This is a genomic window from Polynucleobacter sp. UB-Piko-W3 (assembly GCF_018881635.1).
Classification (GTDB): domain Bacteria; phylum Pseudomonadota; class Gammaproteobacteria; order Burkholderiales; family Burkholderiaceae; genus Polynucleobacter.
Map to the genome: position 1 here is coordinate 214,135 of NZ_JACVPY010000002.1, position 12,610 is coordinate 226,744.

Below are 12,610 nucleotides of genomic sequence, written 5' to 3' on the forward strand. Positions count from 1 at the left end.
TTTGTATGCGACTCATTCAAAAAGCACTCACTTTTGACGATGTGCTCCTCGTGCCGGCCTATTCATCGGTACTTCCTCGAGATGCCAGTCTGGCAAGTAAGTTAACTCGGGAAATTTCTCTCAATACACCGCTGGTGTCTGCTGCAATGGATACCGTGACCGAAGGTCGTTTGGCAATTGCCATGGCTAGTGAGGGTGGCATTGGCATCATTCATAAAAACTTAACGCCAGCTGAGCAAGCGCGTGAAGTAGCAAAAGTAAAGCGTTATGAATCTGGTGTTTTGCGCGACCCAATCACGATCGGTCCAGATTTCACTCTGCGCCAAGTGATTCAGCTTTCTCGTGAACATGGCTTCTCTGGGTTTCCAGTTTTAGTAGGTAAAGAAGTTGTCGGCATTATTACGAACCGTGATTTGCGTTTCGAAGAAGATTTAGATGCCCCAGTTAAAACCAAAATGACGCCGCGTGAGCGCTTGGTGACTGTACAAGAGGGCTGCTCATTAGAAGAAGCAAAGCGCTCAATGAGTCAACATCGTTTAGAGCGCGTATTGGTTGTCAATAATAAATTTGAGTTACGCGGCCTCATTACCGTGAAAGATATTCTCAAGGCCACAGAGCACCCTAATGCCTGTAAAGACGGTGAAGGCAAGCTGCGTGTAGGTGCTGCAGTGGGTGTTGGTCCAGATAATGATGAGCGTATTGAGCTTTTAGTGCGCGCTGGTGTCGATGTGATTGTGGTGGATACCGCTCATGGCCATAGTCAGGGTGTTTTAGATCGCGTCAAATGGGTTAAGACAAAATTTCCACACGTTCAGGTGATTGGCGGCAACATTGCTACTGGCGATGCTGCTAAAGCCCTAGCTGATCATGGTGCTGATGGTGTGAAGGTTGGTATTGGCCCTGGCTCCATTTGTACTACTCGGATTGTTGCGGGTGTTGGCGTTCCTCAAATTAGTGCAATCGTCAATGTAGCTGCAGCACTGAAAGGCACCGGTATTCCATTAATCGCTGACGGTGGTGTTCGTTACTCTGGTGATGTTGCAAAAGCGCTTGCCGCTGGCGCAAGCTCCGTCATGATGGGCGGTATGTTTGCTGGTACAGAAGAAGCCCCGGGTGAAGTGTTCTTATATCAGGGACGCTCCTATAAGAGTTATCGCGGTATGGGTTCATTGGGCGCGATGGCTGATGGTTCTGCAGATCGTTATTTCCAGAGTGATATCGTAGCCAATGCAGAGAAACTCGTTCCAGAAGGTATTGAGGGGCAAGTCCCTTACAAGGGTAGCGTGCTTGCGATCTTGCATCAACTCACAGGAGGCATTCGTTCCTCGATGGGTTATCTGGGATGCAAAACCATTGCCGAGTTACATGAAAAAGCCAATTTTGTGGAAATCACTTCAGCGGGTGTGCGCGAGTCACACGTTCATGATGTGAAGATCACTAAGGAAGCGCCGAATTACCATATTGATTAAGGCTGTTTCTTTCGTGCACGACAAAATACTGATTCTCGACTTTGGTTCACAAGTAACCCAATTAATTGCTAGACGTGTACGTGATGCACGAGTCTATTCAGAGATCCATCCCTACGACTGTGATCCAGAATTCATTCGTAAATTTATTCAAGAGCAGGGCGGCAAGGGAATCATTCTCTCGGGCGGCCCTAGCTCAGTAACAGAAGCTGGCAGCCCACGCGCACCGCAAATTGTTTTTGAACTAGGCGTCCCTGTTCTTGGTATTTGCTATGGCATGCAAACCATGGCAACCCAATTGGGTGGTGCTGTAGCCTCTGCTGAGTCATTAGGTAAGGCACGTGAGTTTGGCTATTCTGAGGTTCGTGCTCATGGCCACACCAATCTCCTCAAAGGTATTCAGGATTTCTCTACTAGTGAAGGCCATGGCATCCTCAAAGTTTGGATGAGCCATGGCGATTCGGTAACGACCTTGCCACCTTCATTTAAGTTAATGGCTTCTACTGAGTCTTGTCCTATTGCGGGTATGGCAGACGAAGAGCGCCGCTTCTATGCATTTCAGTTCCATCCAGAAGTGACCCATACCATCCAAGGTACTGCAATCATTGAGCGTTTTGTGCATGAGATTTGCAAATGCAAGCCAGATTGGGTGATGGGCGATTACATTGCTGAAGCTGTTGAAAATATTCGTAAGCAGGTTGGAGATGATGAAGTCATCCTGGGCTTATCTGGTGGCGTTGACTCTAGTGTCGCTGCGGCTTTAATTCATCGCGCAATTGGTGATCAACTCACTTGTGTTTTTGTAGATCATGGCCTGCTTCGTTTGAACGAAGGCGATATGGTAATGGAGATGTTTGCCCGCAATCTTGGCGTTAAAGTGATTCGCGTGGATGCCAAAGATACCTTCATGGGTCAATTGGCTGGCCTTTCTGATCCTGAAGCGAAGCGCAAGATTATCGGAAAAGAGTTCGTAGAAATTTTCCAGACTGAGTCTGGCAAGATTGAGAATGCCAAGTGGTTAGCTCAAGGAACAATTTATCCAGATGTAATTGAGTCTGCTGGCAAAGGTAAAAAAGGCGCGCATACGATTAAGAGTCACCATAACGTGGGAGGCTTGCCAGAAGATATGCATCTGAAGTTATTAGAGCCGTTACGTGAACTTTTTAAAGATGAGGTTCGTGAGCTCGGCGTTGCTTTAGGTCTACCAAGAGAGATGGTCTATCGCCATCCATTCCCTGGACCAGGTCTAGGTGTTCGCATCTTGGGGGAAGTCAAGGCAGAGTTTGCAAACCTCTTGCAACGCGCTGATGCCATTTTTATTGAAGAGCTGCGCAACACGATTGATGAAGCTAGTCAAAAGTCTTGGTATGACTTAACCAGCCAGGCCTTTGCAGTATTTCTCCCAGTCAAATCAGTTGGTGTCATGGGTGATGGCAGAACCTATGAATATGTCGTGGCGTTGAGGGCAGTGCAAACGCAAGACTTTATGACTGCCCATTGGGCACACTTACCGCATGAGTTATTGGGTAAAGTTTCGAATCGCATTATCAATGAAGTGCGTGGTATCAATCGAGTGGTTTATGACATTAGTGGAAAACCGCCTGCAACGATTGAGTGGGAATAATTCTTTCTAGACTTCTGTCATCAATGCCAGAGCTTCGCCAAACTGCCCTTGAATTATTGGCCATCACTAATCCGACAACCAAGGTTGAACGGGTAAAGCAATTATTTATCCAGTATCAGCAAGAACACATCGATCTAGATACATCCAGTGTTTTGAATGCAGATGGGCTGTCACTTCCTGGACGCCCACAAAAGCCAGAGTTAGTTCCACCATTAACTGTTCCCAAAAGAAAAATGGATACGGTTGAGGGCAGGCTTTCTTTACTACATTCTCTTGCCCATATTGAATTTAATGCCATGAATCTTGCGCTAGATGCAATTTGGCGATTTGCTGATATGCCTGAACAATACTACGAGGATTGGTTAAGGGTTGCTAAGGAAGAGGCTCACCACTTTAGCTTGATTGAGAATCATCTGCAATCGGTTGGTGTTGCCTACGGAAATTTTCCTGCTCACAATAGTTTATGGGAGATGGTTGAAAGAACCTCGGATGCAGTCATCGCCAGAATGGCTTTAGTCCCCAGAACAATGGAGGCCAGAGGTTTAGATGCGGTCCCAGCCATACGAGATCGCTTTAAGCAAATTAAAGATCATGAGGTTGTCGAAATTTTAGAAACTATCTTAAGAGATGAAGTGGGACATGTGCTGATTGGTAATCGATGGTTTAATTTTTTATGTGCCAAAGAGAACGTGTCTCCAATTAAGACTTATAAAGAATTAGCTAGGGCATACTGCGCCCCGACATTAAGAGGCCCATTTAACCTAGAGGCTCGCAAACAAGCGGGGTTCACCTCTGAAGAGTTAAGTCTGCTTGGAACATAATTAGATAAACCTGGAGGAAATATGAATTTATCTCGTCGAACATTTATTGCATCCGCCGCCTTGGCTCCAGTTGCTTGTGGTGTACCACTTTCTTATGAGCGTGGGATTCCGATTGCAGCCCCCAAGCCAACGCCTACAGTTCGACCACCCCAGATTGGTCAAGAGTGGTCCTATATAAAAAAGGATGTTTTCAATGGTAAAACACTTGGCTTAGTTACTGAGCGCATTTCTAAGATTGGACCGAATATTGTGATTGATCGCCGCGATCAAGATGGTGGGATGCTGCCTAGTGAAATTCAAACTTCTTGGGGTATGGTTGCAACGGATACCCAATGGTCTCGTTTGCTGAACTTTAATCCTTCGCTACCCCTATGGCCACTAGAACTTTCCACTGACTGGAGTAAGCAATTTACTACCAAGTACAGTGTTGCTGGTTACTCTGACTCCAGTTTAAATTGGCAGGAATATATGAGTGTGCAGGGCTGGGAAAAAATCACCGTCCCTGCAGGAGAGTTTGTTGCGCTGCGCTTTCAGAATCTCATCAATTATGAGAGTTCAGATGCAAATAAAGTAGATTGCATTCGTAAGGAAACGGTTTGGTTTGCTCCGCAAATTGGGCGATGGGTGGCTCGTGAGGCGTCTGGCTCTTATCAAATTCAAGGCCAGATCGGTGTAACCATATTAGAGGGAAGTTACCAATGGCAGCTGACCTCTTACAAGTAATGAAAATAAATCGCTGCCGAGTATTTTTACTTGTAGCCCTACCTATTATTTTGGCGGGGTGTATTTCCGCGCAACCTTTTCCTCAGGGTGTAAATGTAGCGCAACCCGCATCCCCACCTGCCGTTAGGGCGCCTAAGGTTGGGCAAGAGTGGGTCTATCAGGTTCGCAATGTTTTTAATCAAGAAATTGTTGATACCGTTACCGAGAGGGTTGTCTCGGTTGGTAGTGAAATTCGTATTGCAAGGTCTGGAGTTAAGACCGGCCAACTTCCAGATGAAATCCAATCACCTTGGGGTTTCATTTTGCAAGATCCTCACTGGAGTCCTCCGCAGTTATTTCAACAGCCAATTCCTCTTTGGCCAGAGCAACTTCAAGTAGGTTCTTCACGGTTTTACAAAACCCAGTATCAAGTACTTAACTATCCCGATGCTAGCTATTACTGGGGGCTAAGCATGGCCACGCTTGCATGGGAGCAAATCCAGTCTCCCGCTGGAAAGTTTCTCACCATTCACTATCACAATGAGATGCCTTATTTTGCGAGTAATGACCTTTTTAGGCTTCAAAGTGTGCGCGAAGAGAATGTATGGTTTGCACCTGAAATTGGTCGCTGGGTCATACGCAGAGGTAGTGGGCGCTACATTACAGCTGGCGTCTATTGGCCTAACGCTTATTGGGAAGATTATCTTCAGTGGGAGCTAGTCTCCTGGAAGTAGTAATGCGCTTAAAATAGGCTCATTGTGTATACCGTTAAAGAACTCTTTCCTACTCTTCAGGGTGAAGGCGCCCATGCTGGACGAGCTGCTGTTTTTTGCCGCTTTGCTGGTTGTAATTTATGGAGTGGTCGTGAAGAGGATCGTGCAACTGCTACCTGTAAATTTTGTGATACCGATTTTGTAGGTAGTGATGGTGATGGTGGCGGAAAGTTTGAAACTGCTCAAGATTTGGCGAATGCTATTGAGTCTTCATGGACAAGTACTTCAGCAGGGCCACAACAGCGCTATGTAGTTCTCACGGGTGGTGAACCGCTGTTGCAGCTAGATGAAGAGCTTATTGAAAAGCTTCATCAAAAAGGTTTCGAGATTGCGATTGAAACAAATGGCACTATCAAAGTCCCTAAGGGTGTCGATTGGGTATGTGTCAGTCCCAAAGCAGGCTCTGATTTAATTGTTCTCCAAGCGAATGAGCTCAAGTTAGTAATACCTCAAGAGGGGCATGATTCTCTGGAAAAGTTATTGGCACGTTTTGAGAAGATGGATTATCGTAATCGCTTCTTGCAGCCAATGGATGGGGCAAACCTTAAAATCAATACTGAATTAGCTATCAGTCTGTGCCAAAAACGCCCACTTTGGAGATTAAGTCTCCAATCCCATAAACTCATCGGTATTAGATAAAGTATTCGATAATCTGGCTAAGTCCAGTAGTGCTACTCATGAGATCTAAATGACAAGTAAACAAGCTGCAATTTCCATCACCCGCCGTCTTGAGTTTGACTCAGGACACCGCATTCCCAATCATGATGGGCAATGTAAGCATTTGCATGGACATCGTTATGCAATTGAAGTTACCTTAACTGGAGAGGTTGCAGATCATCCTGGTAAGGCTGATGACGGTATGGTGCTCGACTTTGGGGATATTAAACGCCTAACAAATCAGTATATTGTTGATCTTTGGGACCATGCATTTTTGGTAGCTAAAGAGGATGAGGGCTTAGTTGCTTTCTTGGCGACACTACCTAATCACAAAACAGTCGTAATGGAGCATGTCCCTACTGTTGAAAATTTAGCCAATACTGCTTTTGCTATTTTGCAGCCAGTATTTAGTAAAGCTTTTGGTGGGCGCCTTGAGCTTTCTGCTCTTCGTTTATATGAGACACCCAATTGCTGGGCTGACGTACATCATCCCTAATGAAGCAAGTAGAGCTTGATCGCCAGTTCATGCAGCAGGCTCTAGAGCAAGCTGGGTTGGCTGCTCTTGCGGGTGAGGTTCCAGTGGGTGCTGTGATAGTGCGCGATGGCCAGGTGATTGCTAGGGCATTTAACCAGCCTATCACTAATCATGATCCTAGTGCTCATGCTGAAATGCTGGCGCTAAGACAAGCCGCGTTAGCTGAAGAAAATTACCGTTTACCAGGTACAACGCTATATGTAAGCTTAGAGCCTTGCACAATGTGCGCTGGTGCAATGCTGCATGCTAGAGTTGACCGGATTGTTTATGGGGCCGCAGACCCAAAAACAGGTGCTGCTGGCAGTGTTTTGGATGTATTCTCATTAAAACAACTCAATCATCAGACTGTTATTGAAGGTGGAGTGATGGCTCAAGAGTGCGGTCAATTACTGCGTGATTTTTTTAAGGAGCGACGTTGAAATCCATTCACTTGATTGCTCCTTCCGGAGCAACTCTAGACGATAAAAGTCCTTTAGCTGGGATTGATTGGCTAAAGAGTCAGGGTATTGCGATTCTGAATTCAGAATGCGTGAAGCGTGTTCATGAGCGTTTTGCTGGAAATGATGAAGTGCGCTTAAATGAATTAAATAACTTAGTGACACTTGCCCCTGAAACTGTAGTCATGGCTATGCGGGGTGGTTATGGTATTCATCGTCTACTACCAAAGATCGATTGGGTCGGCATTGCCAAGGCCATCGGCAATGGCTTACAAATTTCTGGTCATAGTGATTTCACAGTATTTCAATTGGGCTTATTGGCTAAGACAGGCGCCATCACTTTATCTGGGCCAATGCTGAACTATGATTTTGGTAAGCTTGATGACGGCGGTAAAGCAATCGCTCCTGATGCATTTATGTGGAGCCATTTTCAAACTGCTATTCAAGACCGAAAGCTGGATTGCAAAGTATCAGCACCACAATCCTTTTTGGCCAAGGCAAATAGTAGTGAAGTTAAAGGGATTTTATGGGGTGGTAACTTAACAGTCCTAGCGGGCTTGGTCGGAACTCCGTATTTACCATCCTTACAGCAAACTCAAAATGGCATCTTATTTTTAGAGGATGTGAATGAGCATCCTTATCGCTTAGAGCGAATGCTGATGCAATTGCTCGATGCTGACATTCTGAATCATCAGTCTGCGATTCTGTTGAGCAGTTTTTCTGCCTATCGCCTTTACGATAACGATAAAGGTTATACATTGGAGCGGGCTATTGAGACTATCCGTCAGCGTTTACCAGATAACATTCCTATTTTGACGAGTCTACCATTTGGTCATCAAGCCAATAAGGTAACGCTGCCTGTGGGTGCGCAGGCAACTTTAGATTACAACGGTAATGGTTTTCATCTCAAGGCAAACTGGTAGATGCGATTAAAGCAGTTTCTAGTGAGAATTATTCTGCTTGTGATTACGCTGACTTTTACGGGAGCAGTAATGGCAACTGAAGAACCGCAATTTACCGTCCTAGAAAAAACACCTCCGTTTGAGCTGAGATCCTATGCGCCCATGATTTTGGCTGAGGTGAAGGTAGAGGGTGATTTAGAGGAGGCCTCCGGCCAAGGTTTTCGTCTCATTGCGGCCTATATCTTTGGACAGAACCAAGTGAGCGAGAAGATTGCCATGACGACACCAGTGGCAATTGAAGAGCAGGCACCCAAAAGCGCCAAGATTGCGATGACTTCTCCAGTCAGCATTGAATCAAATGCTGGCCAATTGATTGTTTCATTTGTGATGCCCGCTCAATACACTATGGAAAACTTGCCAAAGCCCCTGAACTCTAAGGTGCAGATTCGACAGATTCCTGCAGTAAAGCGAGCAGTGATTAGCTTTTCTGGTTTTTATAATGCGAATAAAGTCGCCGAAAGAACTCTAGAGCTAGAGGAGTGGATGAAGACTAAAAATCTTCAGGTAGCCAGTGCGCCAAAGTTTGCACGCTATAACCCGCCTTGGACGCTACCATTTATGCGCCGAAATGAAATTATGATCGATGTGCGGGACTAGAAACTGTTGAAGTGAATTACTTAAGCTTCGAAGCTCTTTAGTAAAAATTGAGCACCAGCGTCTACACCTAATGCCTTAGTGAGAGTGGGCAAAGCCTCTGCCAAATGCTTTTCCAGAGTCCATGGCGGATTGATGATGAACATACCGCTAGCTTGTAGGCGACGCTCTCCTGGCGCATTCTCAACCCTTAACTCAGCCTGTAACCATGAGCGTGTATGGCTAGCAGCAATTTTTTTCATGCGATCTGGCAGTACTGCTGACTCTCTTCGGGAGAGGATCGGGTACCAAATGGCATAGCAGCCAGTAGCAAAGCGTTGCAAAGCTTCTTCCAGCGCTAGTTCAAGATATCGGTAGTCCTGTTTATCCTCATAAGAAGGGTCAATCAGTACTAGACCACGTCTACTTGGCGGTGGCACTAAGCCTTTGAGTCTGGCAAAGCTATCTTCGGCATAAACATCAATCTGCTTTGCCTGCGCCAACTCTCTCACATTGTGTCTCAGTATGTCGATCTCTTTGGGGTGTAGTTCAAATAATTTGAGTCGATCCTGTGACCTTAGTAAGTGAGCCAAAATAAAAGGTGATCCAGGATAGCTAGCAAGTTCATTACCCATATTTTCCGCTTGAACAAGGGCTACATATTTTTTAACACTCTCTGCGCATGGATTACCTACCTCGATAAACTTAAGAAGTCGGAATATTCCACCCTCAGCTTCTTTGCTGACTGCGGCAAAGCCATCTTTCAGACTATAAATACCGGCTCCAGCATGTGTATCAATAATCGTCAGGGCGCCAGGCTTTTCCTGCAGATATTCGACCAGATGAATCAGAGTTAGATGCTTGAGAATGTCGGCATGACTGCCAGCATGAAACGCGTGTCGATAACTAAACATGGTGAATCACTCTGATTTGGTGAGCGAGGTATTAAATTGCGCTTTAATAAAAAAAGCTAAAGTGATCAGCAGTATGGCTATTGATCCATATTGAAGCGGCAGATTGAGTTCATGATCCATGATTTGAGTCAGATGGGCATAAATAGCAGTTATGCTGCCAATGGCTACGAGCCGAAGCCACGCCCCCTGAAGCGAAAAATATCTTTCAGGAATGAAGCTCGCAAAGAGAGCTCCTAGCATTCCACACCATATTCCAAAGCCTGCGCCACCTAATACATCGGTTAACCAGTGAGCTCCAATGGCACTGCGTGATAAACCAACGAGGGCTGCAACAACAAATAGAAGCAACAGGGGTTTACGTTTATCTTTATCACAAGAAAAATATAAGGCTGCAGCTATAGCAAAAGCCGTGAGGGTATGCCCAGAGGGGAATGCTTTATGAAGTAAGGGTTCACCCAGTCGATAAAAGCTACCATCTGCTAAAACACCAGCCGGTCTTGGTAGGTCAAAATAACTCTTTAAAGCGGTGCTTGTAATTGCCACAATGACACCAGCAAAGATTCCGGCAGTTAACACGCGGGGCGCTAGCAAGAGGAGGGGAAAGGTAATGGCGAAGACTCCCCATCCATTGCCTAGAAATGTGAGCCATACCCATAGGGTATCAGGCAAGGTTTGTGCTAATTCATTGAGATATAAAAAGCTACTACTTTGTAGTTCACCAAAATAGATGGCAGATGCAAGGACTAGTGGGGCTAGCGGAATAAACCAGGCTAATGTCGGAATTACTTTGTTGCGCATTTCGCTTAGCGACCCTTAGCCTTATCTGCGTCTTGTAATTGGATGGCGACTTTTTCTAAGACTTGGGATACGGTGATGGCTTGCATGCAAACATTATCTTGACATGGCGTTTTACGGTGGTTAGCAGCGCTTACACATGGAGAGCATGCTAAGTTCACTGTGATCGCAATTGAGTTTCCGATCGATCCGTAGAGGGCCGGAGTCTCTGGCCCAAAAAGGACAACCGTTCTCAATGGAGTGACAGCCGAGAAGTGCCCTGGACCAGAATCATTGGTCACCATCACATCTGAGAGGGTATAGAGCGGCGGTAGTTCTGTAAAGCTAACTTGGCCCGCAAAGTTCAGGGCATTCTTGATATTGGCTACTACACGCACTTTTTCTACGTAAGCAAATTCAGCAGGAGAGCCGGTAATCAATATCAGATCACTTGGGTATTGTTGATGTACGCCTTGAATTAATTCAGAAAAACGCTGCTGAGCCCAGCGGCGTTGTGGCAATAAGTCGCTAGCATTTGGATTAATCAAAATTAAGCGGTTCTTACCGTAGGTATATTCAACACCAGCTTCTTTTGCTAATTTTTCAATTCGCTCACGTACTTTCTCAAGCGCTATTGGATTGATGACTGCTTGCTCTAAACGTACTTCAGAATCTGGGATCTGAATCTTACTGAATGGCACTTCGATCTGTTTTGCAAAGGCCGCATGAATTAAAGATAGAAAATTCTTAGTAATGTGGATATGTGGGTTGTAGTGCACCTTGCGGGTGAGCATGAAACCACGCCATAAGCCTTCACCATGAAAGATGTGATATCCCACGCGATGCCGGGCGCCACACAAGCCGGTAAGTAGGGCGGTAAAGCGCGAGAAGAGCTCTAGATCAATCACGGTATCAATACGATGATGACGAGCGACGATTAAAAATCGTAAAGTATCTTTAATCAAGCCAATCAAGCTAGAGGAGTCAATGGTAAAAATATTTTCTGGTTTGACGGTATTGAGTAGAGTGAGACTCGCACGATTACTCTTAAAGATTAAGAAGAACAGTTCAGCACCACGAGCTTGTGCATTACGCATAGCGGGGTCAACCAAAATGGCACTACCCATTTCTGAGAGCTCAATAAATAGTAATTTCTTTGGGGCTTCTGGACCACGACTAAAGATATTCTTGATGCCATCCATCAAGGCTACTAGTGGGCTAGCGATTGCACACAGTGGTACACCGACCCAATGATCAATGGCACGCATAGTATTGACGCTAATAGTCATTGTTTTTCTCTGAAAGAATTATTTTCGTTTTAGTAAAAAGTATGCACCAGGTAATACCGATAAAACAGTAATTGCGCCATAGCTAATAGATGCCAGTACGGTTAAAGAGGGATTAACACCCCACAACGCTAATACTGAAGATAAGGTGGCCTCACGTAATCCCCAGCCTGAGATGCTAATAGGAAGCATGAGTAATAAACTGAGTGCTGGCAAACCAATCATCAATCCCTCGATGGGCGCATCAACTCCATATGCCTTCATGCAGAATAAAAGAGTGAGAATGGTTAGGCAGTGAATTCCAATAGCTAAAAAAGCTTGCGCAATATTCGTAGGCCAAGCAAAAGCTAGCTTGATACCAGGCATTGCATTATTCATTTGCAAACGGTCAAGTAGCTTTTGAAGCAATTGACGGCTAGGAGTCCATGCCAAGACAAAGGCGATGATCAGTCCTGCCAACAACATGATGCTCAGTACGGCGTAGCCTAAATCCTGACCCCAAGCAGCTAGAGTTACGCCGCCTACTATTAAACCAATCCCGCCCAACAAATTATTGCCAGCAAGACCAAGAAGGCGATCAACTAAAGTCATTGAAAAGCTCAGTCGTAATTTGGGTGTGGCATGACCTATATCAACCGCATGATGGAGTTCTTCATCCAATTCTTTGGTGTCGCTTAATTTTCCGGAGCTGGTGAGATGGGTCGCGGTAATGGCGCGATAGCTATCGCCGCCCAATGTACTTGGTAGGCCTTGGTTGATTAACCCGCCCGCAAAATAAAGACCGATATAAGAATGAATGCGACGCGGGAATCCAACTGCCTGCATCAATAGTCCCCAGCGATAGCCGCCACAGATAAAGGCGGTCATCATGCTGGCCAAAGCAGCTAAAAACCAAATCGGCTCCATTTTGATTTCAGAATTAAATAGGGCGTGCCAATCAATTCCGCTAGTTGCTTTCCATAGGAGTGCAATCGATAGCAAAATACGAATGGTGGGCCATGCACGCTTCAGAATTGATTTCCACCCAGAAGGGGTTTTAGAGGTGGATTGGGGGATTGAGCTCATAGGCGTAAGGATAATGCCTTG

At 45.5% G+C, this 12,610-nt stretch carries 14 protein-coding genes; 10 read left to right on the forward strand and 4 right to left on the reverse strand.

What is annotated here, in order from left to right:
• Positions 1–5 precede the first annotated feature (5 nt).
• The 10 genes from guaB to ICN31_RS01395 all read left to right on the forward strand — a co-directional run bounded on the left by guaB (position 6) and on the right by ICN31_RS01395 (position 8,574).
• A complete protein-coding gene (gene guaB / locus ICN31_RS01350; protein WP_088524598.1) occupies positions 6–1,469 on the forward strand; it encodes an IMP dehydrogenase in 1,464 nt (487 codons plus the stop codon).
• A gap of 13 nt (positions 1,470–1,482) precedes the next feature.
• Positions 1,483–3,090: a glutamine-hydrolyzing GMP synthase gene (gene guaA, locus ICN31_RS01355; protein WP_216257858.1), complete on the forward strand. Its 1,608-nt coding sequence runs from the start codon at positions 1,483–1,485 to the stop codon at positions 3,088–3,090.
• A 23-nt stretch (positions 3,091–3,113) separates the two neighbouring features.
• On the forward strand, positions 3,114–3,911 hold the full coding sequence (locus ICN31_RS01360; protein ID WP_216257860.1) for a ferritin-like domain-containing protein: 798 nt from the start codon (positions 3,114–3,116) through the stop codon (positions 3,909–3,911).
• Between the two features lie 21 nt (positions 3,912–3,932).
• The gene (locus ICN31_RS01365) at positions 3,933–4,634 is read left to right on the forward strand and encodes a hypothetical protein (protein ID WP_216257862.1); all 702 of its coding nucleotides are present in this window, start codon (positions 3,933–3,935) and stop codon (positions 4,632–4,634) included.
• Entirely contained in the window at positions 4,610–5,347 is a 738-nt protein-coding gene (locus ICN31_RS01370; RefSeq protein WP_206075422.1) for a hypothetical protein, read from the forward strand. Before ICN31_RS01365 ends, ICN31_RS01370 begins: the two co-directional genes overlap by 25 nt.
• 21 nt (positions 5,348–5,368) lie before the next feature.
• Complete coding sequence (gene queE, locus ICN31_RS01375) at positions 5,369–6,025, forward strand: 7-carboxy-7-deazaguanine synthase (protein WP_216260664.1); 657 nt, start codon at positions 5,369–5,371, stop codon at positions 6,023–6,025.
• 49 nt (positions 6,026–6,074) lie between these two features.
• Positions 6,075–6,539 (forward strand): 6-carboxytetrahydropterin synthase QueD, encoded by a 465-nt coding sequence (queD, locus tag ICN31_RS01380; RefSeq protein ID WP_088524602.1) that lies wholly within the window; start codon positions 6,075–6,077, stop codon positions 6,537–6,539.
• Entirely contained in the window at positions 6,539–6,997 is a 459-nt protein-coding gene (gene tadA, locus ICN31_RS01385) for a tRNA adenosine(34) deaminase TadA (RefSeq protein WP_216257864.1), read from the forward strand. Before queD ends, tadA begins: the two co-directional genes overlap by 1 nt.
• Positions 6,994–7,938 (forward strand): LD-carboxypeptidase, encoded by a 945-nt coding sequence (locus ICN31_RS01390; protein WP_216257867.1) that lies wholly within the window; start codon positions 6,994–6,996, stop codon positions 7,936–7,938. Before tadA ends, ICN31_RS01390 begins: the two co-directional genes overlap by 4 nt.
• A gap of 69 nt (positions 7,939–8,007) precedes the next feature.
• A complete protein-coding gene (locus tag ICN31_RS01395; RefSeq protein WP_216257869.1) occupies positions 8,008–8,574 on the forward strand; it encodes a heme-binding protein in 567 nt (188 codons plus the stop codon).
• Positions 8,575–8,594: 20 nt separating this feature from the next.
• On the opposite strand, the gene ICN31_RS01400 is transcribed toward ICN31_RS01395, so the two are convergent.
• From ICN31_RS01400 to ICN31_RS01415, 4 genes are read right to left on the reverse strand one after another with little or no spacing between them, the layout of a single operon-like run.
• Positions 8,595–9,464, reverse strand: coding sequence for a 23S rRNA (adenine(2030)-N(6))-methyltransferase RlmJ (locus tag ICN31_RS01400; RefSeq protein WP_216257871.1), 870 nt, complete (start codon positions 9,462–9,464; stop codon positions 8,595–8,597).
• Positions 9,465–9,470: 6 nt separating this feature from the next.
• Complete coding sequence (locus ICN31_RS01405; RefSeq protein ID WP_216257873.1) at positions 9,471–10,262, reverse strand: phosphatase PAP2 family protein; 792 nt, start codon at positions 10,260–10,262, stop codon at positions 9,471–9,473.
• A 5-nt stretch (positions 10,263–10,267) separates the two neighbouring features.
• Complete coding sequence (locus ICN31_RS01410) at positions 10,268–11,527, reverse strand: glycosyltransferase family 9 protein (RefSeq protein ID WP_216257875.1); 1,260 nt, start codon at positions 11,525–11,527, stop codon at positions 10,268–10,270.
• Between the two features lie 18 nt (positions 11,528–11,545).
• Positions 11,546–12,589, reverse strand: a complete 1,044-nt coding sequence (locus ICN31_RS01415; protein ID WP_216257878.1) for a lysylphosphatidylglycerol synthase transmembrane domain-containing protein — start codon at positions 12,587–12,589, stop codon at positions 11,546–11,548.
• Positions 12,590–12,610 lie beyond the last annotated feature (21 nt).

Excerpts from the sequence above, each read along its gene's own strand:
- guaB (WP_088524598.1), top strand. The coding sequence starts at position 6 with ATGCGACTCATTCAAAAAGCACTCACTTTTGACGATGTGCTCCTCGTG.
- ICN31_RS01360 (WP_216257860.1), top strand. The coding sequence starts at position 3,114 with ATGCCAGAGCTTCGCCAAACTGCCCTTGAATTATTGGCCATCACTAAT.
- ICN31_RS01365 (WP_216257862.1), top strand. The coding sequence starts at position 3,933 with ATGAATTTATCTCGTCGAACATTTATTGCATCCGCCGCCTTGGCTCCA.
- ICN31_RS01370 (WP_206075422.1), top strand. The coding sequence starts at position 4,610 with ATGGCAGCTGACCTCTTACAAGTAATGAAAATAAATCGCTGCCGAGTA.
- queD (WP_088524602.1), top strand. The coding sequence starts at position 6,075 with ATGACAAGTAAACAAGCTGCAATTTCCATCACCCGCCGTCTTGAGTTT.
- tadA (WP_216257864.1), top strand. The coding sequence starts at position 6,539 with ATGAAGCAAGTAGAGCTTGATCGCCAGTTCATGCAGCAGGCTCTAGAG.
- ICN31_RS01395 (WP_216257869.1), top strand. The coding sequence starts at position 8,008 with ATGGCAACTGAAGAACCGCAATTTACCGTCCTAGAAAAAACACCTCCG.
- ICN31_RS01400 (WP_216257871.1), bottom strand. The coding sequence starts at position 9,464 with ATGTTTAGTTATCGACACGCGTTTCATGCTGGCAGTCATGCCGACATT.
- ICN31_RS01405 (WP_216257873.1), bottom strand. The coding sequence starts at position 10,262 with ATGCGCAACAAAGTAATTCCGACATTAGCCTGGTTTATTCCGCTAGCC.
- ICN31_RS01410 (WP_216257875.1), bottom strand. The coding sequence starts at position 11,527 with ATGACTATTAGCGTCAATACTATGCGTGCCATTGATCATTGGGTCGGT.
- ICN31_RS01415 (WP_216257878.1), bottom strand. The coding sequence starts at position 12,589 with ATGAGCTCAATCCCCCAATCCACCTCTAAAACCCCTTCTGGGTGGAAA.